The organism is Cryobacterium zhongshanensis, from assembly GCF_022760445.1.
GTDB lineage: Bacteria > Actinomycetota > Actinomycetes > Actinomycetales > Microbacteriaceae > Cryobacterium > Cryobacterium algoricola.
On record NZ_JALGAR010000006.1, the window covers coordinates 152,164 to 174,216 of the forward strand.

At 64.1% G+C, this 22,053-nt stretch carries 19 protein-coding genes; 7 read left to right on the forward strand and 12 right to left on the reverse strand.

Annotated features, from left to right (window positions below; translation table 11 throughout):
* The 5 genes from MQH31_RS18040 to MQH31_RS18060 all read right to left on the reverse strand — a co-directional run bounded on the left by MQH31_RS18040 (position 1) and on the right by MQH31_RS18060 (position 6,220).
* Positions 1-1,299, reverse strand: coding sequence for an ATP-dependent DNA ligase (locus MQH31_RS18040; RefSeq protein WP_243013200.1), 1,299 nt, complete (start codon positions 1,297-1,299; stop codon positions 1-3).
* A gap of 30 nt (positions 1,300-1,329) precedes the next feature.
* The gene (locus MQH31_RS18045; RefSeq protein ID WP_243013201.1) at positions 1,330-1,563 is read right to left on the reverse strand and encodes a hypothetical protein; all 234 of its coding nucleotides are present in this window, start codon (positions 1,561-1,563) and stop codon (positions 1,330-1,332) included.
* Positions 1,560-1,856: a hypothetical protein gene (locus tag MQH31_RS18050; RefSeq protein ID WP_243013202.1), complete on the reverse strand. Its 297-nt coding sequence runs from the start codon at positions 1,854-1,856 to the stop codon at positions 1,560-1,562. The genes MQH31_RS18045 and MQH31_RS18050 overlap by 4 nt, the downstream gene beginning before the upstream one ends.
* Before the next feature lie 90 nt (positions 1,857-1,946).
* On the reverse strand, positions 1,947-2,528 hold the full coding sequence (locus MQH31_RS18055) for a hypothetical protein (protein WP_243013203.1): 582 nt from the start codon (positions 2,526-2,528) through the stop codon (positions 1,947-1,949).
* Positions 2,529-6,007: 3,479 nt separating this feature from the next.
* Complete coding sequence (locus tag MQH31_RS18060; RefSeq protein WP_243013204.1) at positions 6,008-6,220, reverse strand: hypothetical protein; 213 nt, start codon at positions 6,218-6,220, stop codon at positions 6,008-6,010.
* A 24-nt stretch (positions 6,221-6,244) separates the two neighbouring features.
* On the opposite strand from MQH31_RS18060, the gene MQH31_RS18065 reads away from it, so the two are divergent.
* On the forward strand, positions 6,245-6,457 hold the full coding sequence (locus MQH31_RS18065) for a hypothetical protein (protein ID WP_243013205.1): 213 nt from the start codon (positions 6,245-6,247) through the stop codon (positions 6,455-6,457).
* A gap of 115 nt (positions 6,458-6,572) precedes the next feature.
* Here MQH31_RS18065 and MQH31_RS18070 read toward each other — a convergent pair whose 3' ends face one another.
* The 6 genes from MQH31_RS18070 to MQH31_RS18095 all read right to left on the reverse strand — a co-directional run bounded on the left by MQH31_RS18070 (position 6,573) and on the right by MQH31_RS18095 (position 10,618).
* Positions 6,573-7,229 (reverse strand): hypothetical protein, encoded by a 657-nt coding sequence (locus MQH31_RS18070; RefSeq protein ID WP_243013206.1) that lies wholly within the window; start codon positions 7,227-7,229, stop codon positions 6,573-6,575.
* Positions 7,230-7,411: 182 nt separating this feature from the next.
* Entirely contained in the window at positions 7,412-7,840 is a 429-nt protein-coding gene (locus tag MQH31_RS18075) for a hypothetical protein (protein WP_243013207.1), read from the reverse strand.
* A 17-nt stretch (positions 7,841-7,857) separates the two neighbouring features.
* A complete protein-coding gene (locus tag MQH31_RS18080) occupies positions 7,858-8,100 on the reverse strand; it encodes a hypothetical protein (RefSeq protein WP_243013208.1) in 243 nt (80 codons plus the stop codon).
* Between the two features lie 168 nt (positions 8,101-8,268).
* The gene (locus MQH31_RS18085; RefSeq protein WP_243013209.1) at positions 8,269-9,348 is read right to left on the reverse strand and encodes a hypothetical protein; all 1,080 of its coding nucleotides are present in this window, start codon (positions 9,346-9,348) and stop codon (positions 8,269-8,271) included.
* Between the two features lie 95 nt (positions 9,349-9,443).
* On the reverse strand, positions 9,444-10,295 hold the full coding sequence (locus MQH31_RS18090) for a hypothetical protein (protein WP_243013210.1): 852 nt from the start codon (positions 10,293-10,295) through the stop codon (positions 9,444-9,446).
* On the reverse strand, positions 10,292-10,618 hold the full coding sequence (locus MQH31_RS18095; RefSeq protein WP_243013211.1) for a hypothetical protein: 327 nt from the start codon (positions 10,616-10,618) through the stop codon (positions 10,292-10,294). The genes MQH31_RS18090 and MQH31_RS18095 overlap by 4 nt, the downstream gene beginning before the upstream one ends.
* A 613-nt stretch (positions 10,619-11,231) precedes the next feature.
* On the opposite strand from MQH31_RS18095, the gene MQH31_RS18100 reads away from it, so the two are divergent.
* From MQH31_RS18100 to MQH31_RS18115, 4 genes are all read left to right on the forward strand, one after another.
* Positions 11,232-12,533: a Fic family protein gene (locus MQH31_RS18100; RefSeq protein WP_243013212.1), complete on the forward strand. Its 1,302-nt coding sequence runs from the start codon at positions 11,232-11,234 to the stop codon at positions 12,531-12,533.
* Between the two features lie 253 nt (positions 12,534-12,786).
* Complete coding sequence (locus MQH31_RS18105) at positions 12,787-13,467, forward strand: hypothetical protein (protein ID WP_243013213.1); 681 nt, start codon at positions 12,787-12,789, stop codon at positions 13,465-13,467.
* Between the two features lie 327 nt (positions 13,468-13,794).
* A complete protein-coding gene (locus MQH31_RS18110) occupies positions 13,795-14,352 on the forward strand; it encodes a hypothetical protein (protein ID WP_243013214.1) in 558 nt (185 codons plus the stop codon).
* Positions 14,353-14,474: 122 nt separating this feature from the next.
* Positions 14,475-14,921, forward strand: coding sequence for a hypothetical protein (locus MQH31_RS18115; protein ID WP_243013215.1), 447 nt, complete (start codon positions 14,475-14,477; stop codon positions 14,919-14,921).
* 24 nt (positions 14,922-14,945) lie between these two features.
* Here MQH31_RS18115 and MQH31_RS18120 read toward each other — a convergent pair whose 3' ends face one another.
* Entirely contained in the window at positions 14,946-15,305 is a 360-nt protein-coding gene (locus MQH31_RS18120) for a hypothetical protein (protein ID WP_243013216.1), read from the reverse strand.
* Positions 15,306-15,667: 362 nt separating this feature from the next.
* On the opposite strand from MQH31_RS18120, the gene MQH31_RS18125 reads away from it, so the two are divergent.
* Both MQH31_RS18125 and MQH31_RS18130 read left to right on the forward strand, forming a co-directional pair.
* Positions 15,668-21,307, forward strand: a complete 5,640-nt coding sequence (locus MQH31_RS18125; RefSeq protein WP_243013217.1) for an LPXTG cell wall anchor domain-containing protein — start codon at positions 15,668-15,670, stop codon at positions 21,305-21,307.
* Between the two features lie 426 nt (positions 21,308-21,733).
* The gene (locus MQH31_RS18130) at positions 21,734-22,042 is read left to right on the forward strand and encodes a hypothetical protein (RefSeq protein ID WP_243013218.1); all 309 of its coding nucleotides are present in this window, start codon (positions 21,734-21,736) and stop codon (positions 22,040-22,042) included.
* Positions 22,043-22,053: the final 11 nt, after the last annotated feature.

The following is a 22,053-nucleotide window of genomic DNA, read 5'->3' on the forward strand; positions in this document are numbered from 1 at the left end:
TTAGACCTTTCGGGAAGTGCCGGCGTCGACAAACTGGTCGATGGTGCAGGCTGCGGCGGATTTGTCGTCGCGCCGGCGAACCAGGCGCGGCTGGAACAGGTGCGGGTGCCGCGGGTCGACGACGTACAGGAAGGTGACCAGCCAGACATCGCCGACGCGCACGTCGCCTTTTCCGATGGTGGAAGAGGCTCCGACCTCAACGAGCGATCCGTCGAGGGCGTGCACAGCGAGGGTCGCTGAGCTCTTGGTCCCGTGCAGGCTCGTGATGATCACGTCCGCGTCCTTGATCAACTTGTGCTTGATCAACGTGGTCGAACGGCGACCGAGTTCGTAGAGTCCGTCCAGGTGACGCAGGATGATCCCCTCGCGCTGTTCCGCCACGGCGGTGGCCAGGAACTGGTCCTTGGCGACGTTGGTCGATGCCACGGGCGCGAGCACGACAGGCGCGTCGACGCTGGCCGAAGCAACCTCGGGGATCCCGAGGATGCCGACGATGTCCGAGAGCACCGTGTAGCGGATCGAGAACGGTGTTCGCTCGTTGACCCAGGTGCTGTCCCCGTCAGTAGCTACCGCCAGGTCGTAGAGGACCAACGTGCGGCCGACGACTTCGCCGTCGAACACCCAGCGGCCAGTGTTCAGGGCGCTGAAGGGGCGGAGGTGTGCAGTGCCGATGTTCTTGACCTTCTCCTGGCCCTGGCGGTTCAGCACGCGGATGTCGCCATCCGTGACCTCGATGACGACCCGGTCACCGTCGTACTTGAACTGGGCGACCCAGGCGGTGTCGAGCATGGCTGAGGCGACGGTTTCGGCCGTCTGCACCGAGGCCAGCATGGGGCGCATCGGGAGCGTGGGGCTCTTGTCTTCGGCGGTTGCGACCCACGCTCCGAGCAAGCTCAGGAGCGACGCGTGCACGTCTTTCGTCAGGTCGGCAGCTCGCTGCACTCCCAGGTCGACGACGTTGACCGGCGCGCTCACGATGGCCGTGGAGGTGCCCATTGGCAGGGCTTCGGCCAGCTCATCCAGAGAGGTGAGGTTCGTGGCGTCGATGTCGCTTGCACTGACGACGACGCCAGAGCGCTCCGGCGTGTAGCCCTTCTTGACCTTGCTCGCGTACTTCGCATCTGCAGCGCTCTGGGCGGCCGCGGGGGAGGTAGCGACGACGATTTTGGTGAAGGTGCCAATGGTGCCGTTGCGCCCGTACTGGGTGACCCAGACCGAGTCGAAGACGAAGGTGCGGTAGAACTTGTCGTTGCCTGTGCGCTCGTCGACATATTGGGCTTCCTGGATGGTGATGTTCATGGCTGTGGCGTCCTCTGTGGGCTCGTGTGACTACGTGTTTGAGTGGGTGATCGCGGCAATTCCGACCGGGGCTTCGATGCGTGCGAGGGCCTCGTCGACGGCGAGCTTGCGCTGCTCCTGGATGAACTCGTCGAACTCCCGGCAAGCAGCTTCTTTCGCGTCGCGCAGCCAGCTGCGAACGCCTTGCGGGCTTTTGGCGAGGACGCTCGAACGAGCGTTGATGTAGTCCTTTCGGACCTCTTTGTAGGGCCGGGCGACCATCATTTGCCTTCGTCTGAGAAGAGCGCGATGGTGGCTTCTACGGCCGCCTTCTGCTGCGTCAGGGCGCGGTAATTGCGCTTCCGATCCTCATAGCGCGCTCGGTGCCCGGCGCAGCAGTTGTCGAGCAGGCCGGGCTCGTCATCGACCTCGGAGCCGGAGATGTAGTGCTTGCTGTCCAGGAGCTTGTCGTAGAGGGCGCTGAGTACGAGGCTGCGCTGCGTTTCATCGAGGGTGACGGTGATCGTGGGGGCGGCTGCCGCCGTGTCCGGTCGGTCGATCGGGGTGTTCGTGCTCATGGCGCAGCTCCTTCGAGGGTGATTCGCGGTGTTCGGGGTGATGGGAATGTTGGCGATAAATGTTTCGCCAAATCATTCCGGGAATGATTACTAAGGCCGGATGATGCGCTGGGTGGTGACGGGTCCATCGAGCCGAGGGTTGATCTGGACGAGCATGGATCCCTCGGTGAGGTAGCCACGCGCTCGAGCCGCCTCGAACTGCGAGAGGCCTGAGATCCTGAGTACGACGGTCGCGGGGCGCACGTCGACGATTGCGTCGAGGAGTTGCTCGAATCGTTCGGACCCGCTGTTCGCATCGGCTGAACCGTCAGCACGACGGGTATCGCTCTTGGGCACGAAGGCTTTGATCTGGTGGTCGAAGGACCAGCCGCGCATGCTGCGGAGCATCTGCATGCGCACGCCCTTGTCGAGATGCTTCCGGCGCGGGTTCGCCAAGCGGGCGTCCCGCTGCGCCAGCGCGTTCTTGCGAGCCTTTCGGTCTACCCGCCGGCGATCCCACAGATTGCCGACCGAGGCGACGTACTTGGCCGCAGCCCGGTTGCCTTTTCGGGGCATCGAGAGGTTCCCAAGATCGGGAACCACCGGCAGCTCCTGCTGCGCCACCCACGTCTGGCGGCGGCCTCGGTTCTTGTTCTTAGGCATGGCGTCTTCGTCTTCCTGGTTGCTGTTCAATCGGTCGTCAGAGATCTCAACTCACGGAATCGTGAGGGACTCGAAACGACCCCCGGGTCGGCACCGCCGACCACCTGTTGCGTAGGTGCGCAGCGGTGCCACTCTCGACGCGCCAGCGTCGCGATCGCAGCGCACCATCAGCTTCCGTTGGCCTCAGAGAAGCAGCCTCACCGCTTCCCTGTCACCGAGTGGAACCGGTGGATCCTGTCGGCGTCCGTGGGGGAGCAACGCGGAGGAGAGGCGTCGTCAGCCAGGCACCCGACAACCCCCGGTGGGGGTTGGGAGGGCGAGGGAGCGGAGCGAGTGAAGTAAGGGCCCGATGAGCGCAGCGAGGCGGGAGAGGAAGACACGGAGACCGAGCGAAGCGACAGGATCAGGGTCGCCCGAAGGGGTGTCGGCTATGCCGACCACCAAGCTAGATTTCAAGTAGCGCAGCGGATTGAAAACGACGCTTGGTGCCACCCCCCCTTATGCCCTTTCTCTCTCTCCCTCGCATCCGGAGCTTCAGCGGAGGATCGTGGTCATAATTGCTGATGTATCAGCGGAAATGGATGATTCAGCTCATCTGTTAACAACCCCGTTGACGCAGTCAACAGCATTGGGGGTTGTTAACAGTGGCATCCATTTCCGTTGGAAAGGCAGGGTTGGGCTGTCAACGGCTTTTGAGGTGCCTTGGCACCGTGTTGACAGCCATGGAGCGCAGCGACGCAGAGCTCTGTGACCGCACTTGTCACAGGGCTCGTTCCCCCTGCCGTGGTCGCGGGCACGCGGCCACCTTTGCCTCATCATCGGCGCGGTGCTCGGCTATGCCGTGCACCTCCTCATGCGACTTCAGCCGTGTCTGAGCTCGTCTCAGACCATCCGTCTCGATCGACGAAGGAGAGCGATGCGGGACTCGCGACAGCCGCGTAGCGGCGCTGGGTGTCCTTGTGAGCTTCATCACATTGGAGACGTCAGTCGACACGAATGCCGTCGCCTGGTTGGCCGCAGGCCCCGTTGCAGATCAGCTTCAGAGTCGTTGCCTGGTCCAGCGTCATCTGCGTCTCAAACACGGCGCGCGCATGGCACCTATGCCCGATGCGCCGAGTATCGGCGCCCGCTTCAGAGCATGCTTCACGACCCGCAACAGAGCACGCAACAGAGCCAGTCCCAGATCCGCCGCGGAGGCGCAGTCACTCAGCCAGTCTGGGCCGCCGGCTCAGTCAGCCTCGGCCCCTCGCATCATGTAATTCGGAACTTCGCAAGGTCCTTTGCCCCCTCATCGCCCAAGTTCCGATTTAAGGGCTAAGCCGCCCTCGCATCCTTGGATACTCAGGGGTTACAGCTTCGGCGCTTGCGTCGAAGGTGGATTGCGCTCTTCATGCCGACGGGGCGTAGCCCCGGGGACGGCCTTTGCCTGATCGGCTCCGCCGGCGCCGCGGCTCGGGAGCGCCAGCGGACGAGCAGCTGCTGTGCTGCCCTCGAGCGCACACTCCCTCGGCCGCGGCCGAGGAGATCCTCGTCGTTCGAGTCATCCCTTCCAAGGGGGCGGGGAGCGGCCTGTCAGGTCTCGCGGTACCTGTGCCTGGATGGAATCCTGATCCGCCGATGGGAGGCGGTCTGTGCCAGAACAACTACCCGTAGCGGTGCTCGGGAGGAGGCGGCGGGAGTGCAGCGACGAAGGAGTGGAACGGCGCGGCCGGGGGACGAGCAGTAGCGGTGGGTGGTTGTGAATAAGGATTCCGATCGCGTAAATACGCTCCTCGCTCACGCCCACTGTCACTACTTTACTGGGCCGCGTGCTGGCCACATCGTGGCCAATCTCTGACCACTCGGAGGCCACCAATGGACCGCAACCTGACCAGTTGCTGCCCCATTGGCGGACCGGGTTTCTCACCCTGTGGGCGCGTAGTGACCACCATCGGGCCGTAGTCCGGTCACTATCTGGTCACAACGGCTTTTCCGAGGGGCGTCCCGAGGAATCCAGGCTGCTGAGACCCGGATCTGTGCCCTGTGGCCGGACTCTGACCAGAGTCTGACCACCGGCCGGCCCATTGCTGGTCACCAGACCAGCAGCGAGACACGCGCAGCCACCGCTGGATACCAGTGGGGGCGCGAAAGGGCCGTACCCTGACCGTCTTTTGGTCAGGGGCCGCCCACGTGTCGGTACTTGGAATCCGAGCTCCCAAGCGTGGGCGCGTAGTGACCGCGTGCTGGTCCGTTGGTGGCCACTGTGCTTCGGGGTCACAACGGGGGTCGGCACGACCCGCCGCGACCCTGGGCACAGTGCGTGCGCACAGCCCGGCTGCACCAGACGAGCACAGCGCGCGACGCGCGAGCGCTTCAGAATTCGATTCAGAGCTTGCTGCAGAATCGACACAGCACCCGCTACAGAGCCAGTCCCAGATCCGCCCCGACGGCGCTGTCGCTTCGTGAGATTCAGCTCTCCAGCTCAGTCACGGGCACGGACCCCTCGCATCATGTATTTGGACTCAGGGCCGATGGTGAGACCCTTCGCCTGATGGCATCGAGAACGGAGTCCATTTAAGGGCTAGACCGCTTTCACCCGCTCGGACATTCAAAGGATCCGCAGTCGAATTGCCCTTCGACAAGGCTCGCGGACCATGCCGACGGGGCGTAGCCCCGGGGACGGCTATTGCCTGATCGGCTCTGCCGGCGCTGCGGCCGGGGAGCTCCAAGCGGACCGGACTCAGCTGTGAAGCTCTGCTGCTTTGCAGCTCGTCCCGCTGTACACTCCCTCGGCCACAAGAACACGAGACCCACATCGTTCGAGAGATCCCTTCGGAGGGGGCGAGGTGCGGCCCGTCAGTCCTCGCGACATCTGGGCGCCATGGGGACCTGCTCCACCGTTTCCAGGTGGTCCGTGCTGAGCAGAGTTTTTCTGGTGCGTTCCAGCGGGAGGAGCGCCTGGTGAAGCGACGCAGGAGTGCACGCCGAGGCGACGGGGGACGCTGGGGAGCACCAGGAATGCTCTGCATAAGGTCGCCGATCGCGTAAATACGCGCCTTGCTCCCGCCCACCCTCGCCTCGTTACGGAGCAACATCCGGCGGGACGCCGGGGAAGCCTGCTCGCTGCCTGATCGAAGCCCCTGCTGAAAGCGAAGCGCCGCAGGGGATTCTGTGGCGGAAGAAACAGCTTGCTCTGTGCCTGATCGAAGGTCGTGCTCGAAGCGAAGCGCTGCACGAGCTTCTTGGCCGCCAGGGGCGCGGGGCCCTGCCCCGTGTTGAGCGCCGAAGGTGCGATCTGTGCCAGGTCTTCTTCGTGGATGATCGAGCGGGTTGGCGTGATGAGAGCGAAGCGCCTCACGACGAACCGCGACGGGGCTGTGTCGCAGCTCGCACCCGGGTCAGGAACCGCGCTCAAAAAAGAAGACCCGCAGCCGAAGCTGCGGGTCGCTGAACGATGCGGGTGACGCGGCTCAAAAAAAGAACCCCAACCCGGTGAGGGGTTGAGGTTCTAGGTAGAGCAGGAGCGGGAGCTACGACTTGACGGGGGGCACCGCTGGCGTCGGCTCCTCGACGATGTGGATCATCGAGCCCCAGGAAGCGCGAAGGTTCGTGTCGTGGGCGATGACCTGGCGAGTGACGTCCTTGACAACCTGGATCAGCGCCGGTTCGTCGAGGGCGAGCGTCGACTTGATCGTGACCACTGCGGCGAGTTGACCGTGGTGCTCGGGGATGAGTCCGGTCAAGCTGAGTACAGTGCCACTCTCGTCGTGTTCGGCGACGAACTCCACGGCGTGAAGTGGCACTCCTGCCAATTTGCTGTTCGCAAGAGCGACGCGAACCGCCTCGTGAAATTCGTCAAATTCCGCGGCCCGGTAGATGAGGTGCTGCCGGTAGCCGGCTGTGGCCGCGATGTCGTGAGCGATGAGCGCAGCAACGCGAGCGACTGTAATGGTTTGGCTCATATTGACCTCCTGTTCTAGTAGCTTATTCACGCAGTGACGGGTGTCACACAGCGTGTGGAATTCGATGGCAAACGAGTAGGCAAGCGAATCCCACCACCTCCGAAGAGGCAGTGGGGATCTCACTTTGAGGCGACTACTTCGGCACCCGCACCGTCTCGGTACGGATGTAGGCGTTGATGTTGTCCATGTTGGGCACGGCCGCCGAGTCGTCGAACATGTCGACGTAGGGCTTGCCCGTGAGGTTCTCGCCGTTCACACGGCCGTAAATCGGCGGTCTGAATCCGAGCACGGTGAAGACCTGGAAACGTCCCTCGCTCGCGACGTCTCCATAGCGACGCGGCAGGATGACCTGGTCGCCGACCTTGAGCTGGTCCACGGGGGTCTCGATCCCGTCGAGGAAGATGCCGATTTGATCGGCCTTGGGCTGCGCGTTGTCGATGGCTTTGAGCATGTCTTCGAGCTCGTACACGCGCTGCTCGACACCCCCTCCTCCGTATCGTGCAACGATCTTGAAGCCTTCGACGACGTAGACGCCGTTGTCGCCGCTATCGCTGAGGTCCGGACGGTGAGGGTAACAGGAGGATATTCGGACATTCATGCCGTCGTTGCCGAAGTAGTTGCAGAGTACCGTGACGAACGCGGGAAGACCCTCGTTGCGCTGACCAAGGGGTGGGAGCTTCGCGAGCTTGGCGTACTCGAGGAACGCCTCGACAGAATCTCTGCCACCGTTCCAATGGAGTTGTACGCCGAGGTTTGCACCCTTGGCGGTGATGAATGCTTGGTTAGCCATGATGGTCTCTCCTCGTGCAGGTGTCTTTCGTGAGGGATCCGCTTCGTGCGGGTCACCCTCTCTCCCGATGGCGGCTATGCCGCTACTGTCAGTGGCTACCGCATGGAACAGCGGCAGCCGCAAAAAGCAGAAACCCCCGCCGCCCGCGAGGGTGACAGGGGTCTGGGATGAGGGTGTTCGCGTCAGCTCTTCACGACGACGTCGATGACGAAGGCTGCGACGAACTTTACCTGCAGGGTGATCTGATACCGATCCGGGCGGATGCAGACAATCTCGGTGATCTGAGCCTTTCCGAACACGGGGAGCGAGAGGACGTCGTTGATCCTCAGATCAAGGCTCGCCACGTTCTCTACCAATCGCCGCGTCGGCGTGCCCGTGGAGAGATCTGGTTCCGGCTCAGCGATTCGGTCGTAGCCGCGCGTATCGACGTCGATGACGTTCTCGGTCGCGGCCGCCGAGGCGTCATTCTCGTTGAAGGTGAGCTGGTACTTGTCGAACGCCGTCTGTTCGATCCTGGCGATCGTCTTCGTCTGGGTGTCGGTGATGGCGATCACGTCGCCGGGGCGAACGGTCATGCTCGGAACTACCGCGGGATTGTGCTTGCTCTTCATGATTCGATCCTTCCTGGTCAGACTTCAGTCTGGTCGACGAGCATGATGAGCTTATCGCCGGGGTTCTGGTCGGCAGCTCGCCTCCAGTACGCGCCGAAGACGGGCGCGCAGTACAGCCAGATGCCGTCCTTGCGCAGGCGCCAGAGGCCGAACTCGGCACCATCGAGGCCGCGGTAGATGCCGGGCAGCTGGACGCGCGGAGCGGAAGAGGTCGCTGCAGCTGCGGCAACCAGCGGCTTTTCGAGAGTCTGAACGGACATGGCGTCTCCTTGAGTGAGGTCGGGACCGAGAAACCGGAAGAGGTCCTTCGTGGTCACGATCTGTCCCGAGACGGCTGTGCCGTCGTGTCTTGAAAGAAGAGACCCCCGCCACCCGGGAGGGTGACAGGGGTCTTCTCGTGGCTGATCCGGCGGCCGGCCGGTCAGCGTCTACTCGCGCGAGAGATACACGGAATTGAGTGCTTCGTCGGGCCAGCCGAGGTCGGCAACCGTCATGCCCAACCGCTTGAGCGACCTGGTGAACGTCACCACTTCTGCGTCTCTACTGAGGGCAGTCCCGTTCTCGAGGTGGTACAGCGTCACCTTGCCGAACATAAGGTTGCCGAAACGCGCCTGAACGGCACGAAGCGCGTCGGACGTGTCGCGGTACTCTTCGAGCCCGTCGATAATCGCCTGGGCGTCTGCCACACGGTTCGCGTAGTCGTCACCGAGTGCGAACTTCAGCGATGCTTCGAGATCCTCCTTGAGGTGGGCGACGTCTCGGCTCTCGGAACGGTCCTCCCTGCCGCTGCGGCTCTCGTGCCGCTCCGGGGTTCGCTGCTCACCGGACGGGACGCTGACCTCGACGACGACGGACTCGACGAACTTCCCGTCGAGCCGGATCTGGTAGCGGTCGAAGTCGAGCTGATTGACGGCGCCGATCCGCTTCGTGCCGATGCCCGGGATGGTGAGCTCGTCGCCGGGCTTCAGCGTGAGTGCGGAACGGTGGTCCGAGGCCAGCGTGCTGCGTGCGCGGCGACGGTCCCGCAATACCCCAAGATCGGCCTCGACGACGGAGTAGTCCGGCGCCGTGCGCGTGATGCGAACCGAGGCGTAGTGGGTGCCCAGGTCCATGAAGAACCGCCGCCCGTCTTGGCCCCAGTCCGGGTAGATCAGGATGACCCGCTTCAGATTCGGCAGCGGCTCTCCGTGGATCGAGCGCTGCTGTGTGACCTCTTGGATCCTTTCGTGCAGATCCGTGTCCATGGCGACAGCGTCGTGCACGATGAGCGTGTCAGCTCCCAACAGTTCCTCGGGGACGACGAACGTCTCAGCGGGTCGCGCCCGGAGCAGCTCGTCGCCCAGATCAGCGCCCAAGACGTAGACGCCCGCGTTCATGGACTCGAGCGTCTGCTTCAGCAGCCCGAACGTGCCGATGCCCAGTTCGGACTCGATGATCGTGTTGGACGGGACGTCCAGGTCGAGCATCTGCTGGAGCTCGGCCTCAAAGGAGAGGGTGGATTCAGACATGGTTGCGCACCGCGCTTTCTGGAAGATGATTCAGGGACGCAGCCGCCCATGACGGGCGGCTGCGCTGATGATGCGATTTCGCGTCGAAGAGGTTGCTACGCGACGAGTTCGACGTGCGCGTAGGTCGCTGGCCAGTCGTCGCTGTCGAAGCCGACCTCGCCGGTGTGATGCGTGAACCGGTACGTGCCCGGCGTCACGTTCACGACGGTGACCGTCCAGCCGAGCTGGTCGATCCGATCGCGAGGGTCGCCCGGCTGCACGGCCCAGCGGAACAGCTCGCGCTTGACCAGCTCGACGCGCTCTTTGTCACTGGCCGCGGCGAGCTGCGCGCGGGCGGTTGCCACGAAGTGGTCGAGATCGGCGATCGAGTAGGCCCAGAGGTCGGTGCAGATGCTCGCGAGCTTCTCGCCAACCACGTAGCCCTCTTCGCCGGGCTCCAGCTCGTCGTCGATGTTGGCGATGATGAACGCGCCCTCGCCGGTCTTGACCAGCGACGGCGACGTGTTGCCGACGGGTCCGAAGGCGCATCCCTGCGCCGCCATGATCTGCTGCGCCTGCGCCTGGCCGAGCTTCGAGTTGTAGTTCATCAGGTCGAAGTCGAACACCCGGGCCAGAGAGTCGTGGACGATCATCTTGCCCGACGGCACGGCGAGTTCGATCACCATGGGGACACCCTCGGTGAGGGCGCACGCGGACTTGGCGACGAGTTTCGTCGGCTCGCCGGCTTCGTCAACCTCGACGCTGAACGCGGGGTACTCGCCGCACGCTGCGCAGTCGAACGCGCCCTCGTAGATGTAGACCGGGTTCATCCACTCGATGTGTGCACCCGGCGTCGAGTCGTTCTTCACGAAGCCGGTCTGCTCCGCCTTCAGGTACTCGAGGTGGATCTGCTGGTGACCACGCTGGTCGATGGGCAACGTTGCTACGTCGCGGCGTTGGGAGGTCATTGGTCACTGCTTTCTGATGAAGGGCTTGTGGCGAGAAGCCGCAGCGCGGCGATCTCCATGGCGGCGACCTTGAGGGCGTCCTCGAGGAGCATGGTGTAGCCATCGAAGCTGTCGAAATCCGTCCAGATGACGGGCTTGCCATCCCCGACGATCGGGAAGCAGAGCGATCGCGGGTCACCGTCGAGGTGCCCGACTTCCTCGGCGGCGACGTCCACCGTGAACTGGTCGTTGATGGTGACGAAGCTCAGACGGGGGCGCTTGCCCGGCGCCGTCTCGGTGACGTAGCGATCGGTGAGGAGGGGGTGCGAAGGAGTGCTGCTCATGGTGAGCTCCTGTTCGGGTCGGGTCTGGTCTGCGTTCCCCGAGGAAGTCCCTCGTCGTCACGACCTGTCCCGAAGGCGGCTCTGCCGCCTTTGTTGTTGAGATCCTCGACGTCCAAGGAATCCCTTCAAGGGGGCGGCGTGCGGCCCGTCAGTCTTTGCGTACCCTGGCGTCATTGAGCCCACGGCATGACACCACACAGATGCTGGCAAAACCAGGGTGGGGCGTTCAGCAGACTGAGGAGCCGGTGGGTGCGTGCACAACACGAGCGCAGCGAGGAACCGGACGACGAGGGTCGCTGGAAAGCTCCTCCCTGGTTTTGCCTAGTGGGCTCTTTGCGAGCACCCATACGCTCGTCGCTCCCGCCCACTGTCGCTTCTTTACGCCCCGCCAGGGGCGTGGGCACATCCGGCTGACGCCAGCCGGGGGTCTGTGGATTTTTCGGACCGGCCTGCGGCCGGCTTCTGTTGCGTGCCTGTTGCATCAGCGGCTTGGTGCCCGGCGCTGCAGCCGGGATCTCCAGAGGCCCGTAAACGATATGCGAATAGGTCACATATCACCTTTAGGTCTACTAAAGTAGATATACCAGCTCATCCGTCGACGTTAGGAACGCGCATGCCTCACTACGTCGAACTGCTCTGGAACCCCGAGGACGCTGCGCACCTGGGCCGCAAGGACCGAGCGCCCGGACGATACAGTGCCTACGTTCCCGATGAGCTGGGCACCCAGCTGCCGCAGCTCGGCCGGGAGGCGCAGCAGGCAGCGGAGGACGCGCTGGCCGTTCTCGCGCGTGCTGATGAGCGCATCGGCAGCAGCGGTGGATACCTGAGTCATCTGCTGATCCGCTCCGAGAGCATCTCGTCCTCGTGGATCGAGGGCAACTCGATCAGCCCGAAGAAGCTCGCCATCGCCGAGCTGCTGGACGGCCGCCCCGGCGGCACGGGCAGCACCCGGGTCGCTCTTGATGTCGTCGCCAACGTGCGCGCCACCGAAGCAGCGATCGCGGCGCTTGGTGATCGCAATCACCAGGTGACGATCCGCGACATCGAGGCGCTGCAGCACATCATCGCGCCTCGGCTGGGCCTCGGAGTGCGCACGGAGCAGAACTGGGTCGGCGGGCCGGGATGGAGCCCATTGCGCGCCGACTTCGTGCCGCCGCCCGAGACCGAGGTGCAGCGCCTGGTAACTGACCTCGCAGGCTTCATCACCGCGACCGACGGCAACCCAGTCGTGCGAGCGGCGATTGCTCATGCGCAGTTCGAGACCATCCACCCGTTCGTCGACGGAAACGGCCGGACCGGCCGGGCGCTGATCCACACCGTTTTGCGCAGGGCCGACGCACTCAGGAACACCTTGATCCCCATCAGCACGGTCTTTGCCGGCGACAAGGATGCGTACCTCGAGGGCCTCACCGCGTTCCGGGAGATACCGTCTCGACTGGACGACTGGGTCATCGGCTTCGCCCATGCCGCCGAGCTGGCGGCGGGCAACGCTGTTCTGCTCGCTGACGACATCGCAGCGCTCGACGAGCGCGTCTTCGATGCTCTCATCGGGTACCGGCGGCAGCACGAGCTGTCCCCGGTGGTTCCTCGCAGTGACGCCGTCGTGCTGAAGATCCTTAAGACGCTCGCCGCCGAGCCCGTGCTCACCATCGAAACTGTGGCCACGCGGCATAACGTGTCCACAGCGGCCGCGCACCGCGCGTTGGTGCAGCTCGCGGATGCGGGCATCCTCGGCCGCAACAAGGACCAGAAGGGCCGGCTCGTCTGCTGGACCGCCGACCAGCATCTCGCCCTGGTCAGCCTGACCGAACGCAGCAACCGCGTCGGAGCAGGCGACACCGAGCACGCGAAGCCGCGGCTCGGTCCGGCGGCGCCGGCCGTTGGCCGGGTAGGGGCTCTCCGCACCAAGGCGTGACAGCTGCGATCGTGTCGCCGGCGGCCGGCCGGCCGGGCCGGTGAATCTCAGCGTCGCCGCCGGTATGGACTTTTCCGGCCGGTGGCCGCAAACTGATTCCGGCTGCTGTGCCGGCCGGAATCCTGGTCGAACGTCCCCCGCGCGGGCCGACGACTCCGGAGGACAAGGTTTCTGAAATCGCACGCATTTGATTCGCCCACACTCCCAGCGACCACGCCTGAGTGCGCGGGGCCAGGCCGGAAACGGCAGCGCCATGACCAAGAACCGCACCGAGAAGCAGAACGCCCACGACCGCGCCGAGCAAGCGGGTATCCCGTACGTCGCCGCCAAGCGACAGGGCCGGGATGCCCCGGCGCCGGCTGACGTGCCAAAGCCGCAGTTCGCCTTGTCGACGGTGGTCAGATCCGACGGCCGGAACGAGGAAGGGATGCCGTTCCAGACGTGGCAGGTGAACATCCGCGCGTTCAAGGACGAAGAAGCGGACGACTATGACGAGGGCACCGAAGAGAGCATCTACGACACGGCCGGCTCGGCCGTCGCTGTGCTCTACCCGAACGCCCTCGACAGCGGCGGGTTCTCGTTGGACATGGACGCGTCAGACGAGGCCGTGACGGCGATGGGCGAGTACGTTGTCGCAGGGGAAAATGAGGGCTACTCCGGGAACGCGTCTTCATCCTTGTTCGACGATGAGATCTTCGGCATCTTCCCGGATCTTCTGCTCATCGGCGACATCGTGATCGAGCCGAACTTCCGCGGTGGGAACTACCCGGTCATGCTCGTGAACGCCCTGTTGCGCATCATCGGCCGCGAAACAGGTGCTGTGGTGCTCACCCCGTCGGGGCGAGGGGAGAACAGCACTACCTACTGGATGAAGAACGGGTTCACGCGGTACGGGAGCACCCCAGTGTTCGTTTTCCAGGTCGACGGGTCCTGACTGGAACAGGGCTGAGCCCTCCCCGTGCTTTTGGGGGGAAGGGGCGGGCGATTGGTGGACAGCTGAGCGTTTCCCCGCCCCTGGGGGAGGGCGGGGAAGAGCGATCTCAGTGCGCAGCGTGCTCGGTGGATATATCGAAACGAGTGGTGGGAGCGTCAGCGCTGCACGAGTTTCAGGGCAGAAACAAGAATCTTTGGGCCAATTCGCGTTCTGGAGGTATTTTCCAAAATCGCGCGAAAATCTCGTGTTACCGTTCTGGCACGACGACGCATGGTCGCTCCTGAATCCTCAGGACGACCCGCGTCGCCCAACCAGAAGGAAGACACCATGAACAACTTCACCACCTCTTTTTCGGTCGATCTCCCGGAATTCGGGGCCTTCGCTTCGCTCGTACCGGAACTCGCTTTCGTCGACGTGGCCGATCTCGCCGAGACGGGCCCGTTCGTGTACCTGCTCGTCGAGCCGCGCGGCGGGGTCATCTACATCGGCAAGAGCGACGCCGCTTCCGGCGTCGTCGGTAGGCGCGCCCTGGCCTATTCCAAGTGGTCGTCGGAGTACCTCTCCAAGGTCGCCGAAGCTGGCCGCCCGGATCCGCTGGCCGACCCGATGGCGGGGGATCTCTCCCTGGCCGGCTGGGCGCCCATCATCAGGTTCGTGACCCGCCACCAGGCGATCGTGCGCGTGGCGAGCGTCGCGAACACCGGCCTCAACGGCAAGACCTGGGAGGCGCGCCTTCAGGCGTTGGCGGGCACCCTGACTGGCCTCGAATCCCTCGTCGGTGGCTCCGGCTGGGAAGCCAAGCCGGGCACCCTCCGCGACGAGGGCTACGACTGGGCCTGGGCACGTCTCGGCGAGCTGCGTGAGAAGGGCACGCTCGACGCCTAGTCGCACCGGACCCATCCTCTGACACGAAGACCCCTGACGGATTCTCGTCGGGGGTCTTCTGTGCGTCACGGGATGATGAACCCTTAAGGTGAATCAGGTGAGCAGCAGACCGGGGGGTCGCGGTGAAGAAACGAACGGGGTGGATCATCACCGGGTCAATCGTCGGTGCCCTCGCGGTTGCCATTGCCATCCCCGTAGTCCTGGACTTCCAGATCGAGAAGACGATGTACGCCATCGCAGACCGTTTCGTGCCGGAGCCGGGCTGGACCCTGGGCGGCGAATCCGCCAGCGACCACTACCAGTGCTCGGGCATGACGGGGCCCTGTGACAGCTTCGGACGGTTCTACCACGTCGACGTGCCCCTCAGCCGGGACGAGCTGGCAACGAAGATTTCAGCCGCAGGCTGGGTCGGGAAAGTCTCTGGTGGCTGTGAGCCGCAACCGGAGGCTCAGAGCCAGGTCTTGTTGTGCACGGCAGAAGGTGTGACCGATGGATACAGATTCACGGTCCAGCTCACCGAGAGCGTCGGCGCTGAAATCCTGAACGTCAGGCTGAACAAGATCCCCTGAGGCGGGTGGCGCAGCTCGCTCGACTCAGCGAGGCCCGCGCGCGATCATCACCAGCAGGTCGCAGACGTCCACGATTCGCCGGGCTTCCTCGGCGTCCAGGGCTCGGCCTCCGTCGCCGAGTGCTGGTGGCGAGCCGCTTTGGAGCCGCTCGATGAGACCGTCTCGGTCGAAGGGGTTATCACGCAGGAAAGGCTCGACGGCGGCGGCAATGAACTGCGCAGCGTCGGGGCCCGGCGCAACGAAGCCCTCCCATCCCTCGGATCCGACACGGACGACGCCGTCCAGCTCACCCGGCCCCGGGACGTACCCGGCGGGCGCCTTCAGGATCGGCGCGTGTTCGAGCACGCGGGCGTAGGTCTCGACATCGCCGCGGGCCTGTGACATGGCTGGTTTCCTCTCGAGCGTGCTGGAGCCAGTCTGCCCGATCTGTGCCCCGCAGGCACGGGCTCTCGTCGCCGCCGGCGCTGTGAGATACCGGCGAGAGCCGCGTATTCGAGGCCTCGTTTATGCTCATTTTCGAGTGGATTTGCGCTTTTTGCCACCTCTTTTCAGGTAGGCTGTATGAGGAGACCCTCTCTGCGACATTCGTGTCAAAGAGGGGGCTCGTTCACAGTAAAGAGGGGGAATAGATGCGAGATCAGACGCTCGCTGCGACCGACCTGAGCACAGGTCGTGCAGCACGGAACCGACGTTTCCGTCGGGGAGCACGCGCCGCTCTTGCTGGCGCACTCACACTCGGACTTGCCATGAGCGGCTCGCTCGCTGCATCCGCCGCCACTGGCGGCGGCGGAGTCGGAGGAGGCGGTGGAGGAGGTGGCACAGCTGCCGAATATTGGCTCTATACGGGCGATAACTTCGACGGCGTGAATGACCCCGCGCAAGGTTGGGGCCAGACCTCAATCGACTACTTCGCCGGCGGCATGGAACAGCAGGCTCGCTGGTCTGACGGCGTCGGCGGCAACCGTACCGGAATCAATCAGGCGTGCGGCGCAGCCATCGACCAGGCCGTCGCTCGCAGCAACGGAACGTCGAACCGCGCCCGCGTGATTCAGGTCGGCGTGGCCGTGGATTACATCGGCTCTCAGGCCTACATGGGCTGGGGCGGCGGCCAAGCACAGATGCAGTCTTGGTACCAGGGCCTTACTGCTGCCCGCTCCTGGCAGGGTCAGGTGCCGCAATACGACAATGCGTTGCAGGTCGACGTGTTCAACTCCTTCATGGCCAACATCGTGCCGCAGCCGCGCATCGTCTGCGTCGCCTTGAACGACGGCGAGGGTGGACCGGCAAACTACGACCTCTCGCTCGATACCGACAAGGCATCCACTTTCGCTCTCGCTGGATCAACCGCCACGGTCAGCGACAACATCAACACCAGCACCCCTTCGAGCATCCGCGAGAACATCAACGCGGTCGTCACTCTCCGCTGGGGCGGCGTCGAGGGTAACCCGAAGTTCTCCAGCAAGAACGTCACCATCTCCAACTCGGGGACAACCAGCTCGCCCGGCTTCACCCCCGGTGATTTCGGCTTCTCCGCCTGGCCCGCCGGGGCGTTCTGGTTCGACGTCAGCGTCGCCCAGCAGGGCAAGATGAACGCCGCAGTCAACCACGACGGCGGCAACGACGCTCGTGAGAGCTGGTCCGCAGGAACGACCCCGCCGCGGAAGGTTCTCACCAGTGGAGTCGCGTCTGACGCGCTCGGCAACGACGAGGTGCTTGCTTCGGGAATGTTCTACAACGCGCAGATCACCGCACGCACCAACGGCATCACGAGCTCAATGACCATCAGCGACACGATCGGCACCGACAAGGTGTTCATCGGGGCGCAGGCCAGCGACGTTTCCTCGGCCGCGTACGTGCTTGACCCGAACGGGAACAAGACCGCGGCGAACATCACGATCAACCGCTCCGGCGGCAAAGTCACGGTCTCTGGTACCGTGACGAGCATCCCGGACGGCTTCCAGGCCCTCGAGTACACACTGATCGTTCCCACCTACGTGATGCCCACCAAGGCCGACTACACGATCACCGATGACTCGAAGGTTTGCTACACCGCCAGCCAGACCGCTTGCATCGCGGGCAACTCGGCCCAGACGCGCAAGATCACCCCCGTGCCCGACAAGGTGTGGGTGCTGGACGCCAACGGCGCTCTGGCGACGGCAGATCCCGCCCAGACCAACCAGGCCGGCGTCGACAACAAGGTGTTCTCGCCGGGCGCCGACATCGGCGCTGTCGTCAACGGTTCGGTGCCCGCGAAGCTGGCTGAGAACCTCAGCTCCTACTCGCTGACCGACGACTGGACGGATGCCGCCAAGTTCGTCGACTTCTCGGACACGAGCAAGGCGAAGGTCTTCCTGAACGGCATCGACGTCACCAGCCAGTTCGACATCACGATCGTTGGAACCACGACGGTCGCCACCGCGAAGGCCACGTTCCTGAACAGCACGAAGGGCCTCACCCAGGCGCGGAGCGTCAAGCTCTACGTCGGCGGCTCGTTCAGGCTGGACTACGAGACCGATGGGCAGATCACCAAGCTCACCAACAGCGGCTCGGAGAAGTGGAACAACGAAGCCGTCACCACGAACACTCCGGCGATCTACACCGTCACGCCGAACCCTGACAAGGTCTGGGTCCTGGACGAGAAGGGAGCACTGACCACCTCCGACCCCAACGGCACCAACAGCGCGGGCGTGGACAACAAGACCTTCGCCCCGGGAGCCGGCATCTCGGCGGTCGTCAACGGTTCCGTGCCCGCGAACCTCGGTGCCAAGCTGAACGCATACGTCATCACCGACGACTGGACGAGCTCGGCGACGTACGTCGACTTCTCGGACGTGAGCAAAGCCAAGGTCTTCCTCGACGGCGCGAACGTGACGAACCAGTTCGACATCGCCGTGATCGGCACGAAGACCGTGGCGACCGCGAAGGCAACCTTCTTGAACAACACCGCGTTCCGCGCAGCGGCCGGTGTCGTCAAGCTGTTCATCACGGGAGCGTTCCGGAACACCTACGACACCAACGGCGCGCTGGACCGCCTCACCAACGCCGCGTCCGAATCATGGAACGGCAAGTCTGTTGAGACGGCGACACCGGCTCTCTTCACCGTGACGCCGACGCCTGACAAGGTCTGGGTTCTCGATGAGCAGGGTGGCCTGTCCACCTCGGACAAGGACTGGAGCGATACCGCCGGAGCGGACGGGAAGGTCTTCCTTCAGAACGACGCCGTCGCAGCTGTCGTGAACGGCTCTATCCCGGCCAACCTTGGCTCGCCGCTCTACAACTACTCGATCACCGACGACTGGACGGACGCTGCCCAGTACGTCGACTTCACCCAGGTCGCGCTGGCGAAGGTCTTCTACAACGGAGTCGACGTCACCGCCGGCTTCGACGTGAACATCGTCGGCACCACCACGGTCGCTACGGCCAAGGCGCCGTTCCTGGCCGCCACCGAGGGCCTCGCGAAGGATGGCGCGGTCAAGCTGATCATCTCGGGTGTCTTCCGAGCTGACTACGACACCAACGGCCAGATCGTCACGCTCAGCAACGCGGGCACGGAGACCTGGAACAACCGCACGGATGCCACCAACACGCCGCCCGTCTACACCTGGACACCCAACCCGAACAAGGAGGTCCTCGGCTCCACCGAGGAATCCGGTGACAAGGGTCACAGCGACATCAATGGTGCAGCCGTCTGGCCCGGCCAGAAGCTCGAGTACTCGGTCGGCGTGGACCTGCGGATCCCCGCGGGCACCGCTCGCGGTGTGAAGACGCTGGCCGTCGAGGACGCCTACGACCCGTACTTCGTGCCCGACAAGACCTCGGTCGAGTTCTGGGACTCGCGCGACAACAGCAACCCGAAGCCGGTCGCTCGCGCCGCGTACACGCTCACCTTCGACGAGGCCGCGCACACGTTCACCGCCACGTTCAAGCAGTCCTGGATCGACGCCAACGTCGGCACAGACGGCGCGAACGACAAGTGGTTGACGCAGGGCTGGCTCACGATGCGCTTCACGGGCACCGTCAGCAAGGCCGTCGTCGCGGGCAGCAGCGTCGTGAACCAGGCGTTCCAGATCCTCAACGGAGCTCGCACCGGTACCGAGATTCCGACTGTCGCGATTCCGGCGGTCACGCCGGTCAAGGACAGCCTGAACACCAACCTCATCGACATCAACGGTAAGACCGTGGTCGAGGGTGACGTGATCCTGTACCGCCTGACGATGGATGGCGGGCCCGCTCGCGACAAGCTGGCGTACAACGTGCACAAGTTCGGCATGGTCGACGACTATGACGAGGTGCACCTGGCCCTGAGCGACGCGGACATCACGGTGACGGAAAAGGCCACCGGGCTGGACGTGACCGGCAAGTTCAACGTGAAGGTCACTGACGGCGTCGCGTATGTCTTCGCGAAGACCGTGGACACCGCGGGCACCTACGGCGGTACGATCGCCGGCGACCCGCAGGCGTCCGACCTCGCAGCCTACGACGCCGCGACGATCAAGCCCCTCGAGGATCCGATCATCGACCAGACCCTGCTTGGCAAGAACTACTGGATCACGATGAAGGCCACGGTCACGAAGGCGGAGGACGGCTACGTCATCCAGAACCAGGCGAGCCAGAACATCCAGAACACGCACTACGCCACGAAGATCGTCTCGAACCCGCTGAAGGCCATCGACCCCAGCAAGGACGTCGTAGTTTCCGAGGAAACGCAGGACGCCTCGCTGGGCGGCACCGAGGTCCGGATGAACACGGTCTTCAACTACCGCCTGAACAGCTCTGAGATCCCGGCGAACCGCGCGTACACGGCGACCCAGTGGTCGCTGACCGATCCGTTCGACAAGGTGCACGATCAGTACACGGGCATCTGGGCGGTCTACGCGAACACTGACATCTACCAGGGATCGACACTCATCTTCAAGAAGGGCGACCTGCTTCAGGACTCAGCCGGCCGCGAGAGCGAGTCGTGGACGGGATTCTTCGACGTCACCTTCGACGAAGCGAGCTACACAGTCAAGATCGAGCCCACTCAGAAGTACCTGGACCTCGTTGGAACGCGCGACGACCTCGCCAGCTCCTTCTCGGCCTACACAAAGATGGTTCGCATCGCACCCAGCGACAAGATCGAAAACAAGGTCTCGGAAAGCTACAACAAGTTCGCTCGCGACTCGAACATCGTATGGACGAAGACCATCGAATATCCCGCGATTGAGGTCAAGAAGTTCACCCTCTCCGAGGGAGAAACGGACGGGTCGCACAGCGACGCCAAGAACGCGTATGCGGAGAGCGCCGACCAGCTGAAGCTGGCCGACCTTCCGGCAGACGCTGCCGTGGGGACCGTGGCGCTGCAGAATGGCGTCGAGGTGGGTGTGCGCTTCACGAACACGGGCGACGTTCCGCTGACGAACGTCACGGTGGCCGACATCACCCAGGACGGCATGCGCGGCGACCTCGAGGGGCTCGTCTGTGCGGTGCCCGCTGCTGTGGTCGTGCCACCGGTGCTGAACATCATCCAGGGCGCCACGGTCCTCGCGGCCGACGCGAACGGGATGGACTGGGTGCTGCCCTCCACCATCACCACGCTCGCCGCCGGCCAGACGGTCGACTGCAAGGGCACCCTCCGGGGAATGGCACCTGGCATGACGCACGGCGACACCGTCGTCGTGACCGGGGAGAGCGTCTTCACGAAGGCTCTCGTCAAGGCGGAGGACGCCTGGTTCGCCAAGGCACCATCGACGCCGAGCCTCGAGGTCGTCAAGTACACGCTCGACGAGGGCCGCGACGCCGGTGACCGCAACGCGGCCGCGGACGCTCTGGCACTCACACCGGAGCAGGGCACCAACGGTGTGCAGGTCGGCTTCGACGTCACCAACACCGGTGACGAGCCGCTGAAGAAGCTGGCCTTCGTGGACCAGGTCGACGCATCGACTACGGGCACGGTCACGGACGTGAAGTGGCTGGATCCGCTCGTCCCCGCAGTGTCGTCCGACCCGGCTGTTCCCGCGGCTGCAGCCCCGGTCACGATCGGTGGCACGCAGTACACGCCGCGTCCGCTCACCGACCTGACCGAGCTGGCCGTCGGCCAGAAGGTCCTGCTGGTGGGACTGCTCACCGGCGTGCAGGCCGGGACCGATCACTCGGACACGGCGTCGGTCACGGCCGAGGCTGCGTACTCAGGCACCGTGGTCAGCGACAGCGATCCCTGGAACGCCAAGCTGGCGGCGCTGCCGCCAATTATCGCCATTGCTGGAGACCCGCTGTCCCCGGCCGACGCCAAGCCGTGGCTTCTCAGCGGAGCGGCGCTGTTGCTCTTGGCCGCAGGCGTGGCCGCGTACGGTGTCCGCCGTCGCCAGCTGGTTCCGGTGACGAATACCACCCGTAAGGAGCGGTAACGCGCCGTAGCGCCTGACTGAAAGCGAAATCCCCGTAGCAATTTTGCTGCGGGGATTTCGTGGTTCTGGGGGACAGCGGCGTCATCCACATGGGGGGTACGCGAGCCCGAGGCGCGGGGGGTAATGCCAACTGCATCACGGGGGGCCTCCCTGAACAGGGCAACCACCCATACCCACGGTTTGTCGGGGGTGCAGTCGATGCCGCATGTCCTCGTTTATGGGGACATGAGCCTCAGGCGGGGTATGCGAAACGCATACCCGGGCGATGGGCCGAAGGGGAACGAAATCAAAAATGGGGGGGATCGAGAGTCCAAGCATGGGGGGGATACTCGGTCTATTGGGGGGTAATGGACATGTCTATTTCGTCGGTTTGTCGGAGTAGGTTCGTTTGAGCATTTATGCATTGATCAGGATTTAGGAGTTGCAATGGACCAGGGTACGAGCACGAAGTGCTACATCGAGGAAATCGACAACGGGAAGGGTCGCCTGAGCGCCCGTCTTCGCGAGAAAGGCACGGGCCGCAGGGTCGATCTTCGCGGGGTGGTATCGGTGGCGGATAAGCGCCACTTCACTCGCTTCATGAACGCCGTCGGCGCAAGCAAGACCTCCGTTCCGGACGTATTCACGAAGGATGGCGACCACGATTGCATCGTCATCTCGGGAGATGTCGACATCGACTCACCCGATGAACTCCGGTTCGTGCACAACGACAACATCTCGTATCTTTTCGCGTAGCCAGATTCAAA